Origin of the sequence: Paraburkholderia sp., from assembly GCF_047605525.1 — a bacterium.
Lineage (GTDB): Bacteria > Pseudomonadota > Gammaproteobacteria > Burkholderiales > Burkholderiaceae > Paraburkholderia.
In genome coordinates, this window is the sequence record NZ_JASGFN010000012.1 from 52,312 (window position 1) to 77,357 (window position 25,046).

27 protein-coding genes and 2 pseudogenes are annotated in these 25,046 nt (G+C 62.7%); 25 read left to right on the forward strand and 4 right to left on the reverse strand.

Features of this window, described 5'->3' with window-relative positions:
• The first annotated feature begins 2 nt into the window (after positions 1-2).
• Positions 3-287, forward strand: a complete 285-nt coding sequence (locus tag QM685_RS18285; protein ID WP_415117862.1) for a hypothetical protein — start codon at positions 3-5, stop codon at positions 285-287.
• A gap of 45 nt (positions 288-332) precedes the next feature.
• The gene (locus QM685_RS18290) at positions 333-1,361 is read left to right on the forward strand and encodes a type IV secretion system protein (protein ID WP_415117864.1); all 1,029 of its coding nucleotides are present in this window, start codon (positions 333-335) and stop codon (positions 1,359-1,361) included.
• 2 nt (positions 1,362-1,363) lie between these two features.
• On the opposite strand, the gene QM685_RS18295 is transcribed toward QM685_RS18290, so the two are convergent.
• Entirely contained in the window at positions 1,364-1,636 is a 273-nt protein-coding gene (locus QM685_RS18295) for a hypothetical protein (RefSeq protein ID WP_415117866.1), read from the reverse strand.
• Between the two features lie 75 nt (positions 1,637-1,711).
• Here QM685_RS18295 and QM685_RS18300 point away from each other — a divergent pair, with 75 nt between their 5' ends.
• From QM685_RS18300 to QM685_RS18320, 5 genes are all read left to right on the forward strand, one after another.
• On the forward strand, positions 1,712-2,452 hold the full coding sequence (locus QM685_RS18300) for a VirB8/TrbF family protein (protein WP_415117868.1): 741 nt from the start codon (positions 1,712-1,714) through the stop codon (positions 2,450-2,452).
• On the forward strand, positions 2,449-3,495 hold the full coding sequence (locus QM685_RS18305; RefSeq protein ID WP_415117870.1) for a TrbG/VirB9 family P-type conjugative transfer protein: 1,047 nt from the start codon (positions 2,449-2,451) through the stop codon (positions 3,493-3,495). Before QM685_RS18300 ends, QM685_RS18305 begins: the two co-directional genes overlap by 4 nt.
• A 2-nt stretch (positions 3,496-3,497) precedes the next feature.
• Positions 3,498-4,829: a TrbI/VirB10 family protein gene (locus QM685_RS18310; protein WP_415117872.1), complete on the forward strand. Its 1,332-nt coding sequence runs from the start codon at positions 3,498-3,500 to the stop codon at positions 4,827-4,829.
• Positions 4,826-5,209: a TrbG/VirB9 family P-type conjugative transfer protein gene (locus QM685_RS18315; RefSeq protein WP_415117874.1), complete on the forward strand. Its 384-nt coding sequence runs from the start codon at positions 4,826-4,828 to the stop codon at positions 5,207-5,209. Before QM685_RS18310 ends, QM685_RS18315 begins: the two co-directional genes overlap by 4 nt.
• Before the next feature lie 485 nt (positions 5,210-5,694).
• The gene (locus QM685_RS18320; protein WP_415117876.1) at positions 5,695-9,681 is read left to right on the forward strand and encodes a hypothetical protein; all 3,987 of its coding nucleotides are present in this window, start codon (positions 5,695-5,697) and stop codon (positions 9,679-9,681) included.
• Between the two features lie 111 nt (positions 9,682-9,792).
• Here the strand turns inward: QM685_RS18320 and QM685_RS18325 are convergent, their stop codons facing one another.
• Positions 9,793-11,730 carry an ATP-binding protein gene (locus QM685_RS18325; RefSeq protein WP_415117878.1) on the reverse strand — a complete coding sequence of 646 codons (1,938 nt, stop codon included), beginning with the start codon at positions 11,728-11,730 and terminating at the stop codon, positions 9,793-9,795.
• Positions 11,731-12,008: 278 nt separating this feature from the next.
• Between QM685_RS18325 and QM685_RS18330 the strand changes: the two genes are divergently transcribed.
• Positions 12,009-12,506, forward strand: a complete 498-nt coding sequence (locus QM685_RS18330) for a hypothetical protein (protein ID WP_415117880.1) — start codon at positions 12,009-12,011, stop codon at positions 12,504-12,506.
• A gap of 22 nt (positions 12,507-12,528) precedes the next feature.
• Positions 12,529-12,759, forward strand: a complete 231-nt coding sequence (locus tag QM685_RS18335) for a hypothetical protein (protein ID WP_415117882.1) — start codon at positions 12,529-12,531, stop codon at positions 12,757-12,759.
• A 72-nt stretch (positions 12,760-12,831) separates the two neighbouring features.
• Here QM685_RS18335 and QM685_RS18340 read toward each other — a convergent pair whose 3' ends face one another.
• Entirely contained in the window at positions 12,832-13,098 is a 267-nt protein-coding gene (locus tag QM685_RS18340) for a hypothetical protein (RefSeq protein ID WP_415117884.1), read from the reverse strand.
• Positions 13,099-13,112: 14 nt separating this feature from the next.
• On the opposite strand from QM685_RS18340, the pseudogene QM685_RS18345 reads away from it, so the two are divergent.
• A pseudogene (locus QM685_RS18345) lies at positions 13,113-13,505 on the forward strand (hypothetical protein); the annotation flags it as partial.
• A gap of 35 nt (positions 13,506-13,540) precedes the next feature.
• Here QM685_RS18345 and QM685_RS18350 read toward each other — a convergent pair.
• Positions 13,541-13,960: an ACT domain-containing protein gene (locus QM685_RS18350; protein WP_415117886.1), complete on the reverse strand. Its 420-nt coding sequence runs from the start codon at positions 13,958-13,960 to the stop codon at positions 13,541-13,543.
• A 354-nt stretch (positions 13,961-14,314) separates the two neighbouring features.
• Between QM685_RS18350 and QM685_RS18355 the strand changes: the two genes are divergently transcribed.
• The 15 genes and pseudogenes from QM685_RS18355 to QM685_RS18425 all read left to right on the forward strand — a co-directional run bounded on the left by QM685_RS18355 (position 14,315) and on the right by QM685_RS18425 (position 25,003).
• The gene (locus QM685_RS18355) at positions 14,315-14,707 is read left to right on the forward strand and encodes a helix-turn-helix domain-containing protein (protein WP_212173990.1); all 393 of its coding nucleotides are present in this window, start codon (positions 14,315-14,317) and stop codon (positions 14,705-14,707) included.
• 478 nt (positions 14,708-15,185) lie between these two features.
• Positions 15,186-15,860: a DUF3577 domain-containing protein gene (locus QM685_RS18360; protein ID WP_415117889.1), complete on the forward strand. Its 675-nt coding sequence runs from the start codon at positions 15,186-15,188 to the stop codon at positions 15,858-15,860.
• A 526-nt stretch (positions 15,861-16,386) separates the two neighbouring features.
• On the forward strand, positions 16,387-16,854 hold the full coding sequence (locus tag QM685_RS18365) for a hypothetical protein (protein WP_415117891.1): 468 nt from the start codon (positions 16,387-16,389) through the stop codon (positions 16,852-16,854).
• Between the two features lie 83 nt (positions 16,855-16,937).
• A complete protein-coding gene (locus QM685_RS18370; protein WP_415117893.1) occupies positions 16,938-17,774 on the forward strand; it encodes a DUF6878 family protein in 837 nt (278 codons plus the stop codon).
• Positions 17,771-18,562: a hypothetical protein gene (locus QM685_RS18375; protein ID WP_415117895.1), complete on the forward strand. Its 792-nt coding sequence runs from the start codon at positions 17,771-17,773 to the stop codon at positions 18,560-18,562. The genes QM685_RS18370 and QM685_RS18375 overlap by 4 nt, the downstream gene beginning before the upstream one ends.
• 96 nt (positions 18,563-18,658) lie before the next feature.
• Positions 18,659-18,889, forward strand: coding sequence for a hypothetical protein (locus QM685_RS18380; RefSeq protein WP_415117897.1), 231 nt, complete (start codon positions 18,659-18,661; stop codon positions 18,887-18,889).
• A gap of 149 nt (positions 18,890-19,038) precedes the next feature.
• Positions 19,039-19,458 (forward strand): annotated as a pseudogene (locus QM685_RS18385) (antirestriction protein).
• A 74-nt stretch (positions 19,459-19,532) separates the two neighbouring features.
• Positions 19,533-19,841 carry a hypothetical protein gene (locus QM685_RS18390; RefSeq protein WP_415117899.1) on the forward strand — a complete coding sequence of 103 codons (309 nt, stop codon included), beginning with the start codon at positions 19,533-19,535 and terminating at the stop codon, positions 19,839-19,841.
• Entirely contained in the window at positions 19,838-20,074 is a 237-nt protein-coding gene (locus QM685_RS18395; protein WP_415117901.1) for a hypothetical protein, read from the forward strand. The genes QM685_RS18390 and QM685_RS18395 overlap by 4 nt, the downstream gene beginning before the upstream one ends.
• Positions 20,075-20,200: 126 nt before the next feature.
• Positions 20,201-20,737 (forward strand): hypothetical protein, encoded by a 537-nt coding sequence (locus QM685_RS18400; RefSeq protein ID WP_415117903.1) that lies wholly within the window; start codon positions 20,201-20,203, stop codon positions 20,735-20,737.
• Between the two features lie 292 nt (positions 20,738-21,029).
• Positions 21,030-21,590 carry a DUF3275 family protein gene (locus QM685_RS18405; RefSeq protein ID WP_415117905.1) on the forward strand — a complete coding sequence of 187 codons (561 nt, stop codon included), beginning with the start codon at positions 21,030-21,032 and terminating at the stop codon, positions 21,588-21,590.
• A 74-nt stretch (positions 21,591-21,664) separates the two neighbouring features.
• Entirely contained in the window at positions 21,665-22,771 is a 1,107-nt protein-coding gene (locus QM685_RS18410) for a DUF6094 domain-containing protein (RefSeq protein ID WP_415117907.1), read from the forward strand.
• A gap of 72 nt (positions 22,772-22,843) precedes the next feature.
• Positions 22,844-23,281, forward strand: a complete 438-nt coding sequence (locus tag QM685_RS18415) for a hypothetical protein (RefSeq protein ID WP_415117909.1) — start codon at positions 22,844-22,846, stop codon at positions 23,279-23,281.
• Positions 23,282-23,595: 314 nt separating this feature from the next.
• Positions 23,596-24,207, forward strand: a complete 612-nt coding sequence (locus tag QM685_RS18420) for a hypothetical protein (protein WP_415117911.1) — start codon at positions 23,596-23,598, stop codon at positions 24,205-24,207.
• Between the two features lie 148 nt (positions 24,208-24,355).
• Positions 24,356-25,003 carry a hypothetical protein gene (locus QM685_RS18425; RefSeq protein WP_415118194.1) on the forward strand — a complete coding sequence of 216 codons (648 nt, stop codon included), beginning with the start codon at positions 24,356-24,358 and terminating at the stop codon, positions 25,001-25,003.
• Positions 25,004-25,046: the final 43 nt, after the last annotated feature.

The following is a 25,046-nucleotide window of genomic DNA, read 5'->3' on the forward strand; positions in this document are numbered from 1 at the left end:
GGATGCTGCTGCGCTGGCTGATCCGCCATCTCTGTGCGACGCCCGCCGAGTTGCGCGTGGTGCTGCACGCCCTACAGCAGTACCGCCTGCACAGCCGCGTGCCGTTCGAGGAGCGTGATCCGCACTGGTCGTTCGACCGGCGCATCACCCGCAGCGTACGTCTGTCGCTGCTCGTCGGACTGCTGGTCGTGCATATCGAAAGCCCGCAGGTATTCGCGGCAGCCTGGATCGCACTGCCGCTGGCCCTGCTGATCGCGTTGTTGCGGCTCGGCGGCGCCCTGCGGTAGCGAACCGCTCACCACGGTGCAAACAGGTCACAACAGGTCACGACCATGAACGACGTCATTTCCGTGCTCAACGCACTCTTCGCGGCGATGCAGGCAAAGGGGACGAGCCTGCAGACGCTCTTCCTGTCGGACGGCATGGATCTGCTGGCCGCGCTCGGCCTCGTCATGGCGACGTGGCATGTGTTCCTGTGGCTGCTCGAAGGTGACTTCCCCGGCTTCTTCGCGAACATGTTCCGGCATCTGATCCGGTGCGCGGTGATTCTCGTGCTGCTCACGGCCTGGTCCAGCACCGTGCACAGCTACTTCGTCGACAACATGCAGACGATGGCGTCACGCGTATCCGGCGGCGAAGGAAATCCCGGTGACCTTCTGCGCGCGCTCGTCAATGCCGCGTCGACGATCATGCAGGGCGTGCGCACGGAAGCGGCCCAGGTGTGCGAACAGGTGCCCGACATCACGCCCGATGGCGTGGTGATCCCGAACACCGACCATCAGGTGTGCGGGGCCGCGAACGATGCCGGGGCGAACTCCGCAGGACTGGACTCCATCTGGACCCTGGTCAAAAACCTGCCGCTGATCCTGCTCGCATTTCTCGCGAAGGCGCTCGCGGTCATCGCGATCGCATTGATGACGGTGATCTTCGTGGTGGTCGTGCAGTTCGGCTCGTTTCTGCTCGACATTGCCTTCTGTCTTGGACCGGTGCTGATTCCCTGGTATGTCCTGCCGGCGGGCGAATTTCTTTTCAACGGATGGCTTCGCTTCACGATTTCCGCAGGGCTCTTCAAGGTCGTCGCGTGGCTGATGATGGCGATCGTCAACAGCGGTGTACTGCCTGGCATCCAGAGCCTCGTACAGCAGGCTGCCGCACAGAACGGTACGAACAGTGATGCCTACTACGCGACGAACTACCTCGCGATGCTCGCGCTCGCGCTGGTCTGCGGTGTCGGGGCCTTCATGATGTGGCAGGTACCGGATATCGCCAAAGGCCTCGTTTCAGGCGGGGGCGCCGGCAACTTGGGGGGCTTCGGGAAAGGGGCTATCGGAAAACGGATAACCCCGCGCTCCCTGCAATGAGATCAATGGTGGTGACGATGTTTGTCGATCTGGCGAATCGAGTAGTAGGTATTCCAGTCGGAATCTGCCTGCCGTCTACGATTCTCTGCATCGCGCAGAGATTCCGCCATTTCCTTCGGCGTAGTTTTGATCCAAGACCAGCCGATAAAGGCCACTGCCGCCGCGATCATCATAGCGACGCCGAAATGCTGCGCGCCGACCTGATACAGGACGAATGCCGCGAACAGCAGGACCGGCAGCACGAAATAGAGCAGGATGATCTTGAGCTTTGCCATGGCTGCACCTTCGCAGCAGGTGAACTGGATCCCAGTGTAGCACCGCGGGCGTACCCGTGCCGGAGGGGTTAGGCCATGCGCAGACGCGTGCACACCTCTTCCGGCACCAAAATATCGGGCGCCGATCTCGCGCCACCACCGAACACGGGTGAGGCGGTCTCCGCCTGGTTCGCGGCATTCCAGCGTCCCATCTGGGAAAAGCGGCTCGCCATCAAGGTGGCCGTCGCGTTCGCGCTGATTGCCGCCGGTGAATGCGCGGCGCTGATCGTGCAGAGCGCACACAGCGGTCCCCGCCCCTATTTTGTCGAGAACGACGAGAAAAGCGGCGCAGTGTGGGTTTCGGACCGTTATGCGGAAACGTATTCGGTCACCGCGGCGAACAAACGTTACTTTCTCGTGAAGTGGGCCTCGCGCGTGTTCACGATCGAGGCGGACAGCCAGGACACCCTCACCCGTCAGATACCGGCAGCGTTCGGCTGGACGTCGGGTGCCGCGACGCAGGAACTCGAAACGTACATCACCGCAACCGATCCGGTCGCGCAGCGCGTCGTGCAAACGCCGGGTCTCACCCGAGAATTCGTCGAGAACTCGACGTCGTTCTCGCCGGACGGTCAGGTCGCTTACCTGATCTTCACGCTGATCGAGAGCCTTAACGGCAAACCATCCCGACCGAAACAGATGCTGCTCACGGCCAGCTTCCTGCTCGCGCCCGAAACGCTGAAACCCCGCGAAGAAAAGGACAACCCGATCGGGCTGCGCATCACCCACTTCAGCCTCACGCCCTATGCGGGCGTCAATCCGGGAGCCACGCAATGAATCCTGTTGTCTATGCTGCGTTCGCCGCAGCGTTGTTCACCGCAGGTATCTGCCCAGCCTCGGCGCAGGGCACAGCGTCAGAACCAACACCGCTCGCGCCGCTTCCCGCGAGCGCGGTGACGGCGATCGCACCGCAGCCGACTTTGGATACGGGGCACGCGCCGGCGCCGCGTCTACGAGCATCGAGTCCGTCGACTTCCCGCGCGTCCGCGTCCCGAGCCCATATCAACGGCCCGTACCCTGCACCCGACGATTCGTCGCTGGTGGTCTATGATTATGATCCGGATTACCGGTATCCGGTCCTCGTACGAACGAACGAAGAGACCCATCTGGTTTTCGGTCCCGACGAAGAAGTCGTTGGTGTCTACCTGTCCGACACCGGCAAGCGCTGGCTCGAACATACCGCCCTCACGAAGCGTGACGTATTCATCGAGGCGCGCCTGCCCGCACTCGACAACGCAGCGACGGTCATCACGACGCGTCGGCGCTACGAGCTGGACCTCCGTTCGTCGGACCATGACGCCGCGTATCAACGTGTCTCCTGGCATTACCTGGATACCGGCTCGCAGATGACCGCGGGACAGGTCTCGCCCTTCGGCATCGAATACCCGGGCAACGTTCCTGACGCGAATAACGCGGCGCGGCCAGATGTAGGCACACCGACCAACTCATCCGCGTCAGGCGACGCGCGCGCGGCCGGCCCGCGCATCCCCCTCGATCGCGCGAACTTCGACTATCGGGTCGAGGGTAGCGCGCCGTTTGCGCCGGTGACCGTGTTCGACGACGGACGTTTCACGTACCTGCAGTTTCCTCACCACGCCGAACTGCCCGCCATCCTCGTCATGGATGAAAAAGGCCAGGCCGGGATCGCGAGCTTCATCCCGCTCGGGGACGACTTCTTCGAAGTGCAGCAGATCACGACGTACGGTCTGCTGCTCAGACGCGGCAAGGAGGAGGTCCGGGTCTTTAACGGTCGCGGTCACGGGTGTGGCCTGTTCGGCTGTGACTCGCCCCACATAAAGAACGTCTACGGGAAGTCGTGACCATGGCCGCTCCCGAAAACAGCAGCGCCCCGCTCACGCTGGAACCGGCAAAGCTCACGCGCATTCGCCGCAATCTCGCGAAAACGCTGCTGGTTGTCCTGTGCTCGGCGCTGCTCGCAATCGTGCTCGTCCATGCGCTGTCCCATCCCCACGAGACCGCGGCCGAACGGCGCGAGCGTGAACAGATCGAGGCGGACGCCCGGCAGCCCAAGGCTTCGCCCGATGCGATCCGCAAGCGCCTCGAGGACCAGCGCAAGCTGGCACTGGCTCGTGCGGGTGATGCGGCATCGGGCGCGAGCGCCCCGCTGGGCGGCACGCCACTCGACGGCATCCCCAAAGGCGCGCCCGGAGACGATAGCGGTCCACTCCCCCGCAACTACCGGAATGGTGGGGAAGCATCGGGAACGGGCGACGCCGATCGTCTCGCCTTGCAGCGGCAGATCGAAGCCATGCAGAGCCAGTCGCTCGTCGCCTACGAAGACACTGGCAGCGGCTCCGCCAACGCGCCCGCCGGCAACGTCTCGCCGCTCGATCGCGTCGCGGACGACCTGTCGCAACACCTGGACCAGCAGACGGCGGCGGGCCGCGCCGCTACGAGCGGCGGCGAATCGCCCTCATCGGGACCGTCCTCCGTGAGCGTATCCAGTGCGACCGATCATCGGAACGCCGACTGGATCAGGCAGCAGGGCGAAGGAAACGACGACAGTGTCCCGCTGGTCCCGGTTCCTGTCAGTTCGCCCTACATGGTGATGGGGGGCACACCGATCCCCACCGTGATCCTGCAAGGCGCGAAGAGCGACATGCCCGGTACTTTCCGCACGATGGTCGATCGCGACATCTACGACAGCATCGACGGAAGCTGCCTGCTGATTCCGAAGGGCACGCGGATCCTGGGTCGCACGAATAACGATGTGGCGATCGGTCAGGACCTGATGCTGATGGCCGCCACGCGGATGATTTTCCGCCACGCCTCGATGCGGCTCGACGGCCTGACCGGCAACGACCCCGATGGTGATGCCGGTGTCAGCGCCGACGTCAACAATCACTTCTTCAGGATCTTCGGATCGACGTTCCTGATTGCAGGCGTCGCGGCCTGGATCGGCCACAACCAGAGCCAGTCGAACGGCACGACGATCAACATCAACGGCAGCATGTCGACCGATCTGTCGGAGGCAGCCGCGCAATCGCTATCCCAGACCACGCAGACGATCCTTCAACGCAACATGAACATCCAGCCCACGCTGCGGCTGGAGCCGGGTCAGCGCATCACGTTCATCACGCAGCGCGACATGCTGCTGCCGCCCGGTACCACTGACGGGAGTTGCCATCGATGAAACCCTTCACCGCCCTGCTTTCTCCAACCGTGCTGCTCACGGCCTGTCTGCTTCAGTCAGCCTGCGCCGAGCCACCGACCGCAATCGCTCCTGTCTACGATTTCGACTGGGATCTGGGCGGTGACGCCGCAGTCCGGCCATATCAGGTCTTCGACGACGGCCAGCGGATCTATCTGCAGTTTGACGATCCGAAACGCGTGCCCGCCATCTTCGCGGATACGCCGGGTGGCCTTGTCCTGTTACGGTGGCGTCCGGACCCGCCCTATGTGGTTGTCGACCGGCTGGATCCCGCTCTTGTCTTCCGCGCTGCAGGCCTGGAAGCACGTGCGGTGCGGACAACACCCGGCGGTCCGCCCCGGATGGCGCGCTTCGGTCGATAGCCGGACGCTGGTGGTGAGGCGTCGTCGAGCGTCGGCGTCGCGCGCAAGTCCTGTTGGATTCCGGGTTCGAGATGCCCCGGCTCGATCACAAACGGCGGGTTGATGGGCCAACTGAATCAACGAGTCGAGCAGATGCGCTCCTGCCGCGCTCCGCGTAGAATCGACGCAGCTTCCTCAGATCAATGCCTCGTTCGGCCAATGCGACAATCCACCTCCGCCTGCGCAGCATCCAAAGCGATTGTTTCGACGCAAAGGATGGATACGGACGCCTTGCGCGTTCGGGGTGAGCACCGGCCGGCCATAGCACTGGCCTCTCTGTGCCGCCCCCCCAAGATGCTGGGAACCCGGGTCGCCAAGAATCCGCGCCCGTGAGTTCTCCAAGGCCTTCACCGACCCATGCACCTCTGGTAGGCGACCCCGCACGCCAAGCAATCGATTCCCTGCGTGGATACGACTATCAGATCTGGCGCTCGGTCGAGGCCTGGATGCGGCTAACCGACGGACAGACCTTGTATCTCGAATGCGCCGAGGACTTCGACCTGGTTGAGGAACGAGGCGCGGAGACCAGCCAAATCAAGAATTCGCCGAAGGACATCTCGCTGGGGTCGTCGGATGTTCGGGAGGCGATCGAGAATTTCTGGCTTTTGTGCGAACGCAATCGGGACCGTTTCGCGCTTTCGATGCGCTTTTTGACGCGTGGGGGCATCCGATTCGAGAAGTCGAAGCCATTCGGCAAGGAAAAAGGCCTCGAAGTTTGGAGACAGGCCGCCGCGGGCGACGATGACGCAGCGCTAGCCGTCGGCCGATTTTTCAAGTCACCTTTCAAGACGCCTTCGCTCAACACTTTCCTCGCGACGGCAAGCGGCGCCCAACTGCGGGAGCAGTTGTTGGCGCACATTCACTGGATCACCGACGAACCCGACACCGATGCCGTTCGTTTGAGCGTCGAACGGCTTGCTGTCCAGTTGGGAGCCGTTCGAGATATCACAGCCACAGCATCCGTTGCGGCGGTGGATGGCCTATTGGCTCGCTGTCGCGAGACGGCCGCCCAACCGACGCCTGCTCTGCGCAGCCTGACGATCGAAGACAAGCTTGTGGCCTTCGAGGCGAAAACCAGCGTGAGCGTCCCCATGACGCACCTTGCGTTGGCGCAGTTCGGCAATGCGCTGCTTTCACCAACCGGCGTCGCGCCCGCAGGCGACGCCATGACATTCGAGCCCGCAAGTCTCGGAATCGGGCCGCCCCCGCTGCCGGATTCGGCTCTGCCTCGGTCACCGCTCGTCAAAGCCATCGTGCAGTCGTCCCGCGCCGTGTTGATTGTGGGATCTGAAGGCCGGGGGAAGACGACCCTCGCAAACCTTGCGTCCCGAGCTCTGGGCGGAGCCGATTATTGGTTGGATTTGTCATCGCTCGATCGATCTTCTTTGTCCGCTACGTTGGAGCGACTGCTCGTTCAACTTCGAGGCGTCGCCACACGGCAGGTCATCGTTCTTGACGACGTCCCGGTCGCCACCTCTATGGACCAAGCGATCTGGACGCGCCTGAACGCAATCGTAGGCGAGTGTTCAGCCCGCGGTCATGCGCTCCTGCTCACCGCCAAGGGCGTTCACCCCGAGGTGGTTGATCCACGGGTGAGGACGGCGTCGATTGCCTTGCATGCCGTGCCCGATTTGTCGCAAGATGAAACTGAGGAGTTTGTGGCGTCGCTCGGATGCCCAGAACCATTGCGCAAGGGTTGGGCCACGATGATCTTGGCGCAAACTGGGGGTGGGCATCCCAAATTGGTTCATCTTCGCGGTCTTGAACTTCGCGACGAGAGTTGGCCGCCTCTCACGGCGTCGGTATTGGCCACGCCGCCACAAAGTATCGAAGAGGCCAAGCAATACGCACGACAAGAGGCCGCGAGAACGGTGCCTGAGGCCGACCGAGAGTTGCTCTATGCTCTGAGCCTCGCCCTCACCCCACTCGATCGCGAGGCCGTGCTCACCGTTGGCTCTGAACTGGCGGATCTCGCCACGCCCGGTGACGCGTTAGATCGCCTTGCTGGCCGGTGGATTGAACGCCAAGGCTCCCGTGGCTACCGCGTGACGGCGCTGTTGGCCGGGCAAGCGGCTTCCGCGTGGCCGCCCGCGAGAGTCGAACAAGCTCACGCCTGTCTTTTCGACGCGATCATCCGCAGGCGCTCGATCAGCGTGGACCAAGCTTTTCCGATGCTCATGCACGCTTTCCAAAGCGCCGACGACTACCGATTCTCTCACTGTCTGACCGGCCTGGCCATGGAGGACGGCAAGTCGCGCGACATTGTGTATGAACGAATCGCGCCAATTATGTTCGTCGCGCGAGGCAAGGCCGCAGTTGCAGAGTCTCGTTTTAGCGGGAAAAGTCTCGTCCTTCTGAAACTGCTGCAATTTCGCGTCGCTCAACATCAAGATCCCAGCCAAGCGGCCGATATCGCGCGCGAGTGGGGCGAAGAAATTGCCCGACTACCGGATGGGCTGATGCGCGATGGCAGTCGGCTACTGAGGGCGTTCGCGATCGCCTCGGCAACCGAGGGCTATTTCCCGGCGTCGATGCTGATTCAGGCGCTCGACGAGCTGGTCCGCGTTGAACACTTGATTCCGCCGGAGGCCATGTCCCAAGGGCTTCCCGCCGATCTATCCGCGGGAGGCCACGAAGGCGCGGGAGACCTTGTCGCCGCGCTTTTCATGTTCATGCAAGCGCGTTGCGACAGCATTGACTTCCAAGATGAGCTGCTGAGCGCGTTGGAACGCGCCGATCCGATGGCGCGCAGTCGCATGTTGAAGGCCTTCGACATTCCATTCGTCCGCCAGAACCATCTCTTCGTGGATCGGCCATGGCTTGCAGAGGCAAACCGCGACACACCACGTTGGGATTTCGCCATAGCGACGTTGCGAAGAATGATCGAGCTCGCCACCGAATGGAATTGTGCGGGCCTTGGCGCTCCCGCCGCTCGTGTGCTCGCGCTCATTTATGATGAGCACCTGGACAACCACGACGAGGCGATCGCCTGCCTTCGTGATGCTGCCATTCGGTTCGGCCAATCGCCTCTGCTGATCGCGCAGGAGGGGAACGCGCTATTTCAGCGCCAACGCTATAAAGACGCGCTCGAACTTTGGAAAAAGTCGCTTGGGCGCCCCAGCGCTCCCATCGAGAACGGCGTCCGAGATCCCTACTCGCTGCGCAAGGCGGGGATTGCTGCCGGCCTCACTGGTGACTATGAGAGCGCGTCCGCATGGTTCGAAGACGCCGGCAACTTGGCCCGCGAAATGAAAATGCCGGCCACGGCGGGCGGTGCTTGGTTCGACGCGGCTTACTGCGCGTTTAAAAACGGCGCGTGGCCCAGGACCGTGGCGCTGGCGTATGCCGGGCTCGACGCTCTGCGGAACGATTTTGACCCGCGCGATGAATTCGCGCTGTTCGCCGCAAAAAAGCTCGGCGGCCACATTGTGTTCTGGATGCTCGGCCAGCTGCGGCCAGACTTCGGCGAAAACGCAGCCCAGCCGGTGCTCGGTCAGTGCAGTAATCCCGACCGTGACAAAGGGATTGCAGACCTGCCGAGCATTTCGTTCGACCTTTCCGGCGCCATGCTCGCCGAAATCGCAGCGCTGCTCGGGGTGTCCAGCGACGAAACTATCGCCTTACGCGCGCAACTCGAAGCGAGCAGGATTCCGGCGGCGGGGTTTCAATATTGGTCGTTCAGGTGCAACGAGGTGGTCGCGAGCGGGAGGTTCGAGGAACTCGCCGAGACGCTGATGGGTTTGTGCCACGCACATTGGACCACACTTGCCCAACGGCAAAGCGGCGCAAGCGCTCTTGCGCCCTACACCGGCTCGATGGCTGATCTCGACCGGACCACCCCACTGAACCTGGAGGCCGTGTTTGTCGCGGCGCTGTGGCTGCGTGAGCTTAACGGAGGATCGCCTCAATCGCTGGCTGCAGAGTGGGGCGAGAGATTCTCCCAGAGCCCAGACGGGCGGCACTTGCAAGCGGAGTCGGCGCGCGCCCTCCACGCATTCCTGGTCGACGCGCCAAGCGCGCGAGCCGTTTTCTTTGATGTGAACGCGGCGTTTCTGGCCAGGCTTGGCGCCGTGTGCCGCCTACTCGCAGGATCGAGTCGAGAGCCCAGCTTGACGGCACGCGCCCAAAGTGTCGCGTCGCTATGGCTCCTCAAAACCGCCGGGCGGTTGATATTCGACGCAATGCTCGCGCCGATCGCTCGACACTTTGCCGCCATGTGGCGCCAGCATCTGTCCGCACCTGCGTTTCTGATTTCGCCACGCATCTCCATGCCTTCACTCCGGGAGGCGATCGAGAGCCCGGCGAGCGCACCAGAGCAACTGCTCAACCTGTTCGCCGCTGCCGAGGTCGCAACCGGCGTTCGCGTGAACCAGGAGGTTCGCGAAGAGCTGCAAAAAGCCGTAACCACCCATTCGGCTCGCATTCCTTGGTAGCGATCGCATCGAACAATGCGCTGCGCAGTCGCGGCGTCGCCGCGCCATTCGAGTCGCGCTCGACTCCCGAAAGTCGCCAAGCTATGTGTTCGCAGCGTAGAAACTACTCTTTTAGTCCTCGACCGGCGCTGGCAACGCCAGTAGAGCTTGGGATGCCATCTGCATCACCTTCGCCGACAAATCCGCCCCCGAAACGTCTTCGTACCGAGCTGGGATGCGCTCCCTCAGGCGAAACAGTCGCTGGTGCGCTGACCGGGTAATCTGGCCGTAGGTGACCGCCTGAATCCGACCGCGCAAAATACCCTCTTCTTTGAGCTCTTTCTCGCGCGTCGTCTTCGCGGCGATCTCATGCCCCACGACGAAGGCTCTGAACATCGGCGTCCCATCGAGCGCGCCGCTCCCGAGGAAATCCTGCACATAGCCGTCGGCCTGAGTCATCTCCTCGCGGCCGATCGCAAACTTGCCCTTCTTGAGTTCAATGATCAGCACGTTCTGGATGCGCGTAAGCGATGGATCCGCCGGGTCGAATCCTTCGGTGCCAACGATTGAGCAGGTCGCATCGCCCAGCACCACGATGTCTGGGCGCTGTTTGTGGTTGACGAAGGCATTGGTGGACAATCGTTTCTTGAATATCTTCTCGGCGGCTGTGCGCAAGCTGACGTTCGAGGAATATTCGCTGCTGTCAAACTCCGGCCCGAAAAGCCAGCGCGCTTGCGTGACCAACGGGTGCAGCGTGTGCAGCTCGTCAGTGGTCTCGTCGCCGCACAGCTTCTCAATCGCCGCAAGCACGGCCAGGCGATGATCGATCTCATCGAGCACCGACAACGCGTCGCGGACCGTCCACTGACCCAGCAGCCGGTCAAGCCCGTCGATGTCCGACTCGTCGAGCTTGGTGAGTTTTTCAAGCAAAGCGGCCCCGCCGCGTGCCTTCTCCAAATTGATCAAGGCCTGAACCGCAGCAGAGAGCACATCCTGCGAGACCGTCGGCGTGCTCTTCACCAGCTCGCGCGCGAAGGTGGCCACCTCGGCGCGGCCGAGCTGCGAGAGCTCTTTAAACTGCTCGCGATTTCGGACCAGCGCCTCTTCCGAGCTCTCCTCGACCAAGGTGGACGACAACGACGCAAACACGCGTTGCGCGTATTGCCGAACCGCCGCGAACAGCTTCTCCACGTTGGGCCCTTTCGTGAATCGGGACCAGTCCGGCTCGACCTCCGCCATCCAGCCATCGCTGGTCTTGACCACGATCGAGTAGCGCTTGGCAAATCGTGCGCGGCCGTCGAGAACTGCCTCGGAGCCGACCACCCAACCGGGTGTGCCGACTAGACGAGCATTGACCCAGAAGGCAATACCTTGATAGATCGTCGATTTGCCCACCCGCGTGGAGTCCACGACGTACGCCTCCGCCGGCGGGCACCCTTCAATTGAGAGGTCGATGCGCTCGATGAGCCCCGTTTGGTCCGCCAACGCGACGGACTGACCGTTGACGCGCACAACGAACTGCGGGTCGTGCAAGAAACGGGTGGAGAGGATTTCGCGGATCCGGTCCGGGTTGGGCAGATGCCTCTCGATCATCACTGAAAGCCGCGTGCCGTGGCCCACTCGCAAGAAAGAGCCTTCCTTCTCGATCTTAAAGGGCGTCTCCTGGCCCCGGGTGCCGATCTCAAAGCTCGCGCCCTTGTCGTTCCGCCAGGTTTCGACCGAATATTGGTCCGCGAAGCACAACAAGCCATGGCGCCCAACGCCATTGTGCCCATAGGCCCGCCGCCGCCACCCCTCCCGCTCGGGCGGGAACTCCACGGTTGAGCCCTGATGCTTGGTCCGGTCGTAGCCGAGTTTCATCCACCGGCCCTTAAACTGCGCAGCCGTCATGCCATGGCCATCGTCTTGAACGGTCAAAACTAGGCTGCGCGTTGGTGGAATGGTGAGATCGACCAGAGAGGCTCCCGCATCCCAAGCGTTCGCCACCAGCTCGGTGAGCGCCGTCTCAGAATCGTGGGCGATGGGCCCCAGGGTGCGAACAAGATAGTTTTCTTCGAAAAGCGACCCCATCGAGTCGTTGACTTTCCGTTTTGGCCTTGCCATAACGCCCCCGAAGTTGCAAGTTGCTCTTGTGCCTGTGCTCAGAGACCGAACCGCTCCGCCTCTTGCGAAAGCGTGATTATCGCGCAAATTCCAGCGACTCCCGCCCACGCCGGCCCTGCATTGATGGGCGCCCAAGGGCGGACCGTGAGTCGCCCAGAAACAGCCGAGTGCACGCCCTCTCGGCCCGCTAAAATGTGCCACTGCGTAAACCGATAAACCAAGGCCCCGCCGAGGAGAAAACGCGCATGGAACGCCAAGCGCCCAAGCGCTACCGGATCGTCGAAGCCACGCCCGACGGTGGCGTGCAAGTCCATGAGATGAAGAAATGGTGTCGCCTTCACCCGGAGCAGACCCCACCCGGCATGTCCGCCGAGTCGGGCGGCGACAACTCGCAGCGGTTGCGCCGCGGGTTTGAGAAAATGGGGTGGAGCGTCGTCGAGACACCCACAGAAGTGCGCATACAGCGGCCGGGCGCGGCGGGCCAAGCGCAGGAGCTGTTGGGCGACGCAGGGGAAGAAGGTGACGCGTCGCTCGAGTCCAATGAAGATACCGAATCGCTCGCCGACACAGTCTTTCATCTGGAACGGCAACTGCAAGAGTTCATCGCGAGCAACCTCGAATCGATTCGTGTGAACGGAAAGCACTTGCGCCTGTATTCCGACGCGAGCTCGTCCGGTCTCGAATACCCCACCAGCGGCGGCCGGCGCATCGACATTCTCGCGGTCGACGACGAGGGACACTGAGGGACACTTCGTCGTCTTCGAGTTGAAGCGTGGCGAGGCGCCCGACAAGGCCATTGGCCAGATCGCGAGCTACATGGGCTGGGTCTCCCTCAACCTCGCGCGCGGCAAGTCGGTGAGCGGCGTGATCGTCGCTCGCTCGATTAGCGAGACGCTGCGCGAAGCGATAGCCGTCGTGCCGAATGTCTCGCTCTTCGAATATCGGTGGAAATTTGACTTGAACCCAATCGCCGCCGCGCAGCCAGACGTGGCCTGAACGCCCAGCGGATGGCCACGCCGCCCGGCACCACCCAAGTTGGACGAGGTGGCGATCGGGGTGGTGAATCCTTTACTCGTGAGCAGTCTCAGTAGCCTCCTCCATCGCGATCTCCTTCTGCACGCGTCGGCGCTTACGCGTCGCCTTTGGCTTCGCTTTGTCGAAGAGCGTATCGCGATGAAACGCGAGAAACGCCTTCTCCTGGCGCGTGAGTACGCGACGCAACGTCCGCTCGTACCCAATCATCGCCAAGGCATCAGGCGGCACCTCGCGCGCGGCGCGTAGCGACTCGTCGTCATCGAACGTAATAAAACCTCGGTCGACCGGCCACACACCCATCGGAGACCGGCAACGCCATGGTCAAAATCATCGCCTGGCAGGACCGCCACGCGGTCGATCGCAAGGACGCGACCGACCTGCTTTTCCTACTGGCGTGGTACGGCGAGGCAGGAAACCTCGAGAGGCTGTATGCCGATGATGGCTTCGATCTGATTGAACGGCACGATCACGACCCTGACGTGGCTGCGGCCGCCCTCCTGGGCCGGGACATGGCCGCGATCGTCACACCGGAAGTCCGCGACCAGATCCTTGCGGTTCTCGCCCCGGGCGATCCTTCACCGCTGATACTCACACACATGATGGCAAGCCGCACGTGGGTTCCCGGAGGCGACTCGACCGGGCGTGCCGGTCAGCTCTTCGACGTGTTCCGCCAGGAATTTGTCGCTGCTGCTCGACATGAGAGGTGAAGCGCGCGAGAGCACACCTCTTCAATCTTCGGCGCTCATCCCGCGGCAGCCTGCGCCGCCCTTGCCTGGAGTCCAGCCAGTTGGGCAAGTGCGTCCGCCGCACGCTCGACCGGCACAAAAATGTGATCGTGAAACGCGGCGGCCACGACATTGCAACTGATGCTGGCGCGGGTCAGCGCCTCGGCGACCGCCGCGGTGAGCCCAACGGCCTCCAGATCGGAGTGGACCGTCAACGTGATCCAGGCTGCGCGAAAAAGCACCGGCAGGCCTTCACGCAATGCTGTCTGCTCGTCAACGATGACCGTCAACCCCTCTCGCTCGCGGAATGTTGCAACGGGGGCAAGACGCGATACATCCGTATCGGCCTGAACTGACGAAAAGACGTAGGCACCCTCATTCAACTCCGGCTGCATCGACGCCAGCAGCTGCTCAAGATTGGTAACCGGTTGGCTCACCGCGCTCCCCGTCGGGCAAGAAGTTTTGTCGGACTGGAATACCGGCTGTCACGGTCGGTATCCAGCACTCGCTAACACGATATTGTGAACGAATCAGAAAGATACCCGACATTCTGATGAGCTCACGTGACATTACACTGCAGGTTCCCGCCAAAGCCCCCAATCTCACGGATACAAGCCAAAACAGTCCACTCGAACAGACCTCTGACTCAATCCGGAATCCGGCCGGAAGCCACACTCCAGTCTGGCCGGCATTTCAGAATATAACGTATTACACATATTATTATTTTTCAAGTCCTTCTTTGCTTTCGCCTGTCCACGCACACTTGGCGCATTTTCAGGGCGGGAGCGGCAGTGACAAGGCAGCAAGGCGAGCATGAACAACTGGTCAAGGCAATCGGCAAGGCGATTTCAACCCGACGCAAGGCGCTCGGCCTGACCCAGGAACAGCTGTCCGAAGCGGCTGGCCTCGCTCAGGCATCGCTCTCTCACATCGAACGCGGGGTGACGTCCCCCAGCCTCGAACGCCTTGCCCAGCTCGCCGGCATTCTTGAGTGCCGGCTGTCGGATTTTCTGGGGGAAACCGCCACCGGCCCGGCCGACCGCGCAATGCGCATCCATCAGAAGCTCTCGGTACTCACCCCGCTCCAGCAGGATGCACTGGAGCATCTCATGGATGAAGCCATCACCCTGACCACGAATGTCCGGGCCGCGGGCAAGCGTCGCCCGCGCAAACAGAATCCATAACCACACCGACGGTCCAGCGGTGCCCCGTCTCCCTATACGTTCACCGCGCGGGGCAGATCTGGGCATGCACTGAGATCTGCGCGCTGCCCGCGGTACTCGCGTTCACCTGATCTATCGTCTGGATAGATGACCCGCGACGAGCCCGGTACGAATCTGGCGGTGACACAGCGTGGCCTATCGTGAGATTGAATTGAGCTCTGGTATATTCATATGGACTACGAATAATTTTAAATAGAGTTGCCTTGACTTTTTTGCACCGGTGACTAGGATTCACGATTGAAGTTGCCCACTGGAGGCCGTCCAGCATCCTTTGCAGTACCGTCGCTCGCGCGACACCTTTTGCGGTTTATGCTTCGTCCCGTCGTCTGGACCGCCGCAGGTCTTCTGACCGGAAGCTTCCTTGCTGACCCGTCCGGGGAATTGTCACTCCCCGACCCGGGTACTGGCGATTCCCCTTTTTTCGTTCCGGAGAATCGTCATGAACCAGCCTGTCGAATCCCGCAAGTATTTCGATCTTCACCTGCGTGGTCTCGGGTATCTGTCCCGCGTCCGCGATGTCACCGCCCGTGGCAATGGCCGCAGCAAGGCCAGGCCCTTCCTCGCCTGTGCCATCTCGGCATTTCACGGCGATCCGAATGTCGAAAACGGCATCGTCTACCTGCCTCTTGACCTGATCGTCTCCGGCGAGAAGGCGAAGGAGGCAGTCCGCTCCGTCATGGACGACGCCAACGATCCGGACGCGAAGGTGCTCGTTGCCTTCCGCTCCGGTGATCACTACATCCGTACGTTCGAGCGCACCGGCAACCGTGCCGGCGAAACGGGCGCCGTCCTGAAGGGACGTCTTCTCAAGCTCTTCTGGATCAAGGTCGACGGCCAGGAAGTCTGGCGCGACGAAGGCGACGACACCGAAGCGGGTGCCGATACCTCTCGCGAAATCGTCGACGGGCGTGAGCCATCGATGGAACATCGCGATGACCGCGGCGCCCCTGGGGCCGGAGAACCGGTCGACGGGCGCGAGGATGAAGACTCCGATGAAGGCGCACCGGCAACCGACGCAACCGCCAGACGCGCCGCGCAGCGCACCAACCGCTACCCGCCGCTGCGCCGTCAGGGCGGTGGCAACGTCCGTCAGCCTGCTGCCGGCAACCGGTAAGCGGCAACCTCATGGTCCCCGGTCCGCACGGGGACTCCTCTCCACGCCGGGCTGTTCAGCCGGCTTTCCGGAACGACATATTCCGAGCCGCTCCGGAAAGCCGGTATCGTCCCGTCGATTCCCGCCCGGGTCCGCGGCGGCCCCGTCACGCCGCGCCGTTTGTACCGGACAGCTCGTGCCGGTCCAGACAGATGCCTGGCAGCTCACGACCTGCCAGGCGTTATCCGTGATTCACCGCTCCGGTCAATGACGGATAACCACTTCACTGCCGGCCTGCCAGTTGCAGGCCCGTCCGTCGTCACGTGAGGCGACACGTTTCGCAGTCCTGTCCGGCGCCATTGTCTGCGCGGCTGCGTCTGGCGAACCCGCCAGATCCGGATTTTCTTCCCCGTTGGGGCGTTCGCGCCCGACGGGCCGGATGCCCCTTTTTCTTCAAGGAGCATCCGATGTGCATCCTGCAATCCGTCGTTCCATGTCCGGCACGGACACACCTGGCCGTCCACTCCAACCCTTTGGGAGCATGACCATGGGTATGGACGTCATTGGCCGCTCGCCCGTCTCGGAAACGGGCAGATATTTCCGCAACAACATCTGGTGGTGGCGCCCGCTCTGGCAGTACTGCGAACTCGTCGCTCCCGATCTCATCCCCAGGGGGAACCTGGGACACTCGAACGACGGCTGGGGACTCGGTGACCGCGCCTCGGTCGCACTCGCAGCACGCCTCGAATCCGTAATCAGGACACAACACACGGCCGCCTACGAAGAGGTGCGCCAGGAACATCTGTCCTCTCTCCCTCCCGAGCCCTGCGCCATCTGCGGCGCCACGGGCAAGCGGGCAACACCGCCCGCCACTGGACCCGGCGAATTGCCCTGCAATGCCTGCGGCGGAGCGGGCAGCCGGCCCAACTTCGAAACGAATTATCCGTTCAGCGTGGAAAACGTCCGCAACTTCGCGGCATTCCTGCGCGACTGCGGAGGCTTCCGCATCTGCTAGCCATCGCACGACCTGCCTTACCCTCTTCACCCTCGCGGGAACCTTCCCGCGGAAGGCTCCCGCCTCTTACACCGGGAGTTCTCATGGACCTCAATCCCCATCTTGCCCATCTCTCGACGGTCCTGCGCGCCGCTGGTGCAGTGTCCGCCACGGCGGCCTATGCCGGCTACGGCGATTCGGGAGACCATTTTGAAATCACGATACAGTGGCCTGCCAGTCCGCAGGAGAGCATGGACGCCACGACCGGACTGAACCCGACCACCTCCGACTGCCTGGGTGACCCCGACTTCGACCCCCGGTTCGAAAGCCTCGTCTGGAACGCTGTCAGCGCTACCGGTCATGATGGCTGGGAAAACAACGAAGGCGGTGGCGGCACGTTCACGCTACTCCCCGACGGCACCGCCACCCTCGAACACTACGACAACATCGAGGACTCAAACGAGTCCACGCACGAATTCGGCCCGGACAGCGAACTGGCCACCTCACTCGACGCTGTCGGCACCGTCCTGCGCTCCGTCGGCGCCCGTTCCGTGACCGTCGAATACGCGGGATATGGCGATTCAGGTCATGTCGAAACCATCACGCTGCAATGGCCCGGCGTACCGGGCATGCCACCCGCCTCGATCGCGATACCCTGCGCCGGCACAAGGCCCGCCGCATCCGCCACGTCTGGCGGAGAATTGACGACAGACATCGAGGAACGCCCCTTCGACGATGCCATCGAGGACCTGCTTTACGACGCCATCGAACTTGCCGGCCACAGCGGTTGGGAAAACAACGAGGGTGGCAGCGGAACGTTCATCGTTTACGCCGACGCCTGTGCCTGCCTGGTGCATTGCGACAACTTCACCAGAACCATCGACAGTTCGTACACCTTCGGTAGCTGCGCTCACCCTGCGTCCGACGGAGGTACGTCATGAACCCGTCCCATCTTCGGCGGGCCAACGTATCGTTGGCCGCATGGCCTGGACTACGTTTCGAGGAAGCCCTGGAGGCAGCAATCCGCAGGCCGTCACGCGAACCGCTACTGGGTACGCTGGCCCTCGATCACGTTCAACTCTGTCCGCAGAACCAGGGCGTCCTCACGCAGGAACTCGCTGAAAACCTGTGCCGCCAGTTCCCGCAGATCCGCTTCCGCCTTCACGCCAATGTGCGCGTGATGCCTGCACGACGTATTGCGGACTGGGCTGACTGGAGCGAACCCGACCCGTACTGGCAGACACTCGCGGCACGCAGCCGGTCGCTACGCGCGCCGGCCTATACCGCGCATGCGGGACGACGCGACCGCTGCACCCTGTCGAAACTCTTTGAAAACGCACGGCGAGCCACCGCGCTGTTCGGCTGTGTTACCGGCATTGAAGGCCATTATCCGACCCGCAACAACCAGAACCTGATCTCGGACTGGCACGAATACCGGACCCTCTTCGACTCCGGCATCCCCTACGCGCTGGATCTGTCGCACCTGAACATCGTGGCCGCCCGTACACGCCGCTGCGAACTGCCGATGGTCCGCGAGATGCTGGCGTGCGAGCGCTGTATCGAAGTGCATCTGTCCGGCAACAACGGAACAGGCGACGAGCATCGTGTGCTGGAACAGGAACCGTGGTGGTGGTCACTACTCGATTTCATCCATGACCGTGCGGTCATCTTCAGCGAGGGTAACCAGCGACGGTATCTGCGCGAAACGGAATGCAGGGTCGACGCATGACGACGGCCGGATGACGTGGCAGTCCAGTTTAGCTCCCCCCACCTCGCCGATGCACGCAACGCATCGAACCATTTCAACCCTTCAAGGAAGCAGACGATGACACATCCAGTACCGCCCTGCGAACCCTTTCCGGATCGCCGTGACGAGATCCAGCAGGAGCTCGCCCGATACGGCTACCGCATGGAGTACGACGCCGGAGCCATACCGGGCGAAGGCCACAACCTGGTCAGCCTCGACACGGGAGAAGCCGTCAACGACGTGCCCGAATCGATTCTGGAACTGGCCGAGGAGTGGTCGCGGCTAACCGACGATCTCGAAAACCCTTGATAGCGGCGACGTGCCGCGGTCGTTATCACCTCACGAGCCGGTCGACTGCCGACCGACCACCGCACTATTGCAATCGCGCTGTTCAACCCACGCGGGGAATGCTTTCCCCGCCCGGGAAACCGTCCTCCGCATTTTTTCTGGAGGACGTGATGAATCAGACTGCTGAAACCCGTTCCATCGTCGCCACGCTGGTGCCCGAGGAGCGTCGCATGGAAATCCTGCCTCGCTTTTTCGGCAGGTACATGATCTGGGGCGAGAACGCCGTGTACGCTGCGATGGACACCCTGTGTGATACCTACCGCGGCGGATCCTGGGACTATGTCGAGCTCTCCAACGGCGCGTTCTACATGGCGCCGCGCACGGATGGTCCGCTGCCGATCAGTTGCGACGGCAACGGCTATACGGGCGAGATGAGCCCCGATGCGGCGGGCATCGTCGCGACGCTCTTCGCATTCAATGCAATGGCATGATCAACCGAAGACGAGACCTTCACGCGGCTCTATTACGGGCTACTCGATTTCGTATCGACTCACCCGGAGTCGAGCGAGATCTTCGCCGCCATCGACTGACCCCGTCCACTCCTCAACCCTTGCGGAGCGCAGCCCGCAGGGGCGCGTCTCCGCGTTTCTTCCCGGAGACAACCATGTCAACCTGTGCGCTCCTCGCTCCCCGGCCATCCGGCGCGCGATACGCCCTGCCCGAGCCAGGCATTCTGGGCCATGCCGTGAGCTGGTCCGATGAGGATAGCGATTCGCCGCAGCCGGTCTTTGCGTGTCGCGACGGTCGATCGCTGCCGCACTATACGGACCAGAACGTCAATCTTCCCGACGGCCTCTATCTCGGCCTCTTCAATGGACGCGACGAACCGTTCAGCACGTCGCTCGCACCGGGCTTCGACGGTCCCCTGATGGCCGGCTGCGCTACTGCCATGTGGTCGAGGCGCGCGAATTGAAACTCGAATTCCTCGACCCATTCGAAGGCCGCCTGTTCTTTCCCGACATGGAAGTCATCGCAGGGCCTGGCGGTCACGTGCCCACGGGCAGGTTCGCACTACCGGTCCAGCTCGGACTCACATCCGGCGCGCTCTTATTCGATGACCGGTATTTCGCCGACTGGACGGTTTTCATCATCAGCTCGGTACGCACCGTCATCGGTCGCGACCTTCGCTCGCAGCAACGGGTGTAACCGCGCCCCTGCCGCGGCATCGCCGACTCACATCACTCCTTTACCCGCACCGGCACAACGGTGCATTCTCCGCGGGGTATCGCCCCGCTTGGGAACGATGCGCCGCTTCACTTCATGAGGTGCATCATGGGATGGCTCTTTGGTCATGGGCAGACCCGCTCACAACTGATCGAACGTCTGACCCGCTACGAAGAACACAGCGGTACGGCACGCCGCTGCCTGCGGCACTGTACCAGTGGCAACGTGCTCTGGACCGTATGGGAAATTGCGTGGCCGGATGAACCGCCGTTCCGCTACATCGGCTGCGATCTGCTCGCGTGGGATAAAGGCTGCGCAGGCTGGGGCTACAAGGATATGTGCGAGGAAATGGAGCCCTTCTATTACTCGTGTCCTCTGGCCTATCTCGACTTGGTTCCACCTGCCTCACCCGGATGGCGTGATCAGGTCCGTGCATGGCATGCCGCGCGCTCGCGCTCGCTCACTCCGGGCGACGTCCTGACGCTCAGCGGACTGTCGATCGACCAGGCCGTCGTCGTCCGCCGGCAGCGCCGCACGTGGATCGTCGAAAGCGGCGGCCGGCTCTTCCGTTTTCCGCCGCAGCTCTTCCGACACATCACCGGACAGCGGCATGCAGACGGACCTGCTCCGCAAGCCGCCGGGTAGTCATCTTTGCCGTTCCGTTGCGCCTGGCCCCCATGCCAGGCGTCATTCCAGGCGCGTGCGACGCTCGCCCGCCCGGAATGACCGTTTCCTGCTGATCTGCCCGATGCAGATCCGTGCGTCGCCACGTCAGGCGACACCCGCAGCCAACTTCCGGCGCCACTGTCTGCGCGGCAGCCTGCCCACCATCGACATCCGACAGCGGGCAGACGGAATTCGTCCGTACCCCATCTTTCCCAACCGGTGGGACGCCATGCCCGCCAGGGACGCTCCCGCCTCACCTCGTGGAGGCATCATGATTTCCCTTTCCGGCACGCTCGACGTGCGCACCATCAGGGGCAGCAACGGCCCGTTCCAGGTCGGCGAACTCACGACGTCCGTCGGCGAGTTCAAGGTCAAGGACAAGCTCCTCGAACAGTTCGAGCCCGGTGCGTACACCGGCACGTTTCTCATCGACAGGATCTACCCGCACAGCTACGTCTGGTACGGCAAGGTCACCGTCGAGATCCGCGCAAGACTCGCCGACGTCCAGCTCGACAACGACGAACCGTTCAGCGAGACCGGGCAGGTACCCGCCTCGACCGAACCGGATCCGGTGGACGAGGAACGCGTGCCAGACACGGTAGCCAAACCGCGCGCGGATGAAGCAGCCGTCACCGCTCAGGCTGGAAGCGAGTCCGGTGAACTGTATCTGCCCGACTTCTTCGGCACCGAACTGGCCGACGCCATCGTCGCGGGCGACCCTGTGAAGCTCGACCCTACCGTCGACCGGGGCGTGTTCCGTCAGCAGCGCGACCAGCTTCGCGCGTTCGGCTATGCGTTGCAGGCCTCCACCCAGACCTGGCTGAAAACCTGATTTCCCGATTGCGGGCGTACTGCGACTTCCGTCGCAGGCCACACCCATCCGTCTGCACTCCCAAGGAGATTCACATGGCCCTGATCTTTCCCCGCCTCGCCAGAAATTTCATCAGGAACGGCTATTTTCCGACTGACGCCGTCACGCTCGGGCGGATCATTCCCGCCCTTGCACTGGCCGATCCTGATCGTCCGGTGCGGTTACTCGATCCTTGCTGCGGCGAAGGGGCTGCGCTGCATGATCTGAAAGACGCGCTCGGTGCGCTTTCGGATACTCCCGATGCCATCCGGGCGTTCGGCGTCGAATACGACCGCGAGCGGGCCTGGTATGCGAAGGGCGTGCTGGATACCGTGGCGCATACCGACGTCCACGACATGTTCATCACGGCGCGCAGCATGGGCCTGCTGTTCCTCAATCCGCCCTACGGCGACGTCGTGTCCGACAAGGCGCAGACCGGCGAGCGTCAGCCGAACCGGCTCGAGAAGCTCTTCTACCTGAAAACGGTCCCGTGGCTCGCATTCGGTGGCGTGCTCGTGCTGATCGTGCCGTACTACGTCATGGATCGCGAGTTCGCGACCATGATCGCTCGCAACTTCACGCATGTCGAGGTCTTCCTCGCGCCCGACCAGACGTTCAAACAGATCGTCCTCTTCGGTGTCAAACGGCGCGCCGATGGCGTGGACAGCGCGCTGGCGACACGCCTCGCCCGTATCACCGAAGGCGAGTTGCCACCGGAACTACCCGGGCACTGGACGGCAGCCCCGTATTGCATTCCTTCGACCGCCGGCGAGCACGCGTTCATGTCTACCCGGATCGATGCGCCGCAGCTTGAGCACGAACTGGAACGCCTGCAGGGCGCCACACTCTGGCCGCAGTTCGCCACGATGTTCGCTTCTAAGGCAGTCGTGCCGCGCCGGCCGCTACGCGATCTGTCCGACTGGCATCTGGCTCTCGCGCTTGCGGCCGGTCAGATCACCGGTGTGGTGACCGGCACCGACGGCACGCGCCTGCTGATCCGGGGCGACACCATCAAGCAGAAGGAGCAGGAGGTCCAGGTCGAGGAAACCGACAAGGGCGACATCCGGACCACGATCCTGATGCGCGACCGGTTCGTTCCAACGATCGCTGGCATCGACTTCACACCCGGCCCGAATCTTGGGCGCATCGTCACGATCCGCTAGACCGGATCCCTTCTTCAACCCTGCGGGGCCTTGCCCCGCAGGGGCGGGTTCCGTGATGACAGGACATGCACCATGACTGACACACCGCTTACCGCCTTCATGGTGGGCTACAGCCTCGATCGCACCCACCGGATTGTCGTCGGCATCCGGGCGGCGAACTCCGGCGCTGCGTGTGCGATAGCACATGCGGCATACAAGGCCGGTACGCTCTGGGACGACACCCCCGACAGACCGCTGCTCTATGACGACGATGAAGAGATCGACGGGCAAAGCGTGCAGTTCGATGCCACGCCGGTCAACACCTGGCCGCCCGCCCATCAATCGGTCGCCCCCTCGAAGCTGCGGAGCGCTGCTCCATGCCTGCTCGCACTGGCCCGCCTTGTCGACAGCCGCCTGCCTCTCGCAACGTCGATCGGGACGTGGCATCCCGATGCCCTGCTGACGTTGACCCTCACGGTTGGCCAGGCGCGTGAGCTTCGCGCGCTGCTGGAAACGCTGACAGCCTGCTGACCGGCCGGCGCCATTTCAATCCCGCATTTCAATCTCTTCTGCGCCTGTCCAGGGCGCTTTCCCGGGGCGTCACGAGCGACGTTCGGGGAAAGCGATTTCCGTGGTCCTACTCACAGCATGAATACACCGCTGGTCTGCCGGTAGCTGACCCGTCGTCGCCCGTTACGCGACACCTTCCGTTGTCCCTCCGCAGCTTCTTTCCGGCGCCTCCGTCTGCGCGGCTGCGGCTTCTTTCGGGAAGCCCCGGAATTTCCCCTCAACCCGTCCGGGCCAGCACCCGGCAGGTGCTCCGGACATTCATGCTGGAGCACCCCATGCTGTATCCAGTCAAGGAACTGCAGGACATCTTCGTCGATGCCTGCGTGCGTGCCCCCGATGGCGAACTCGCCTTCATTTCCGTATTCGGCCGTGATGGCGCCGTCCAGCAACTCTACGCGTCGCTGCATCTGGGTATCCAGGAAGGCGGTATCCGCCAGCTCACCCTGCTCGATCCCGACACCGGTCAGACACTGGCCACGGTTCCCGTCGGCGATCCACGGCGGCTCGACAAGTACAGCGGCCGCCTGCCGAAGGACAACCTGTTCGGCAATCTCGTTCACACGTGGATCTATGACGAAGCGCTTCTCAACCCGTCGAAGGCCACCGGCTCAGCGTGGTTGCTGATCGACTGCGAAACCCAGGCGCACGACGTCGAGTCACTCGAAGCCCGCACATGGTCCCTGATCGAACAGCTCAGTCCGCTACCGCTACTGCCGCACTGGCGTGCACTGGTCCTCGGCACACTCGGAGAACGGTTGGTCAACAGCCTTGACCAGACACCCCACGCGCCCATCGGGCGTATCCACGCATCCTGGATCGCACTTCCGGACTCGTTTGCCGAAGCGATTTCCGGCTTCGTTCGCAACGGTTCGCTCGGGCTTGACTGACTCGCTCGGGCGTGATCCCAGTGGCCTTCGCCGGCCGATCTTTTTTCTCAACCTGCGAGACGTGCGCGTCTCCAGGGCGAGACGCGTCGCCCGCGCCTTATGGAGCACATCACGGGCCAACAACTATTACGACGGCACGGGCGTCCTCATGCTGGATCATGTCACCCCTGTCATCTCCGCGCTCTTCGGTACCTTCCTGCTCGACCCCGACTGGCCTGGCAACGGCCACGCTTACATCGCCCGGATCTCGGAAACCAGTGATCCGACATGGAGCGACATTCGCAACGGGCTGATGGGTCTCGCTGCGCAGCTCGACCTCCCCTGCCCGGAGGAAGATGACGTCCCCCTGGCCACCCTGCTGCATCTGCTGGCTAGGCATTTCCGCATCGATAACGATGGCGGCCTCAACAACCTCGTCGACCATCATCCATTCGAAGACACAGCAGACCTCGAAGCGCTATTCACGATAGCGCTCTGTTTCGACGATGGCCACGGCCTGCGCGCTATCCAGTTCGAAGGCTGCTGGCACTGCAGCAAGCCTCGCCTGTTCGAATTCGGCGGCGATGGTGCCTTCATCAGCCGGGAGGTCATCCACTACGGCGACAGCCACCAGCCGATCGAATTCGGAAGTGGACTTCGCGAAGCACTGGTTGCCGATGACATCGACGGCGCCACGGCGATGCTCGCCACGATGGTGAGAAAAACGCTTGCCGGTATCAGCGATGGCACAGCGCGAGAAACGCTCACCATCCAGCTGGCCACGTTGCTTCAGGATACCAGTAGCAATCCTGAGTAACTACCACCCAACTTGAGCTTCGCCCTCCATTCCTATCTCAACC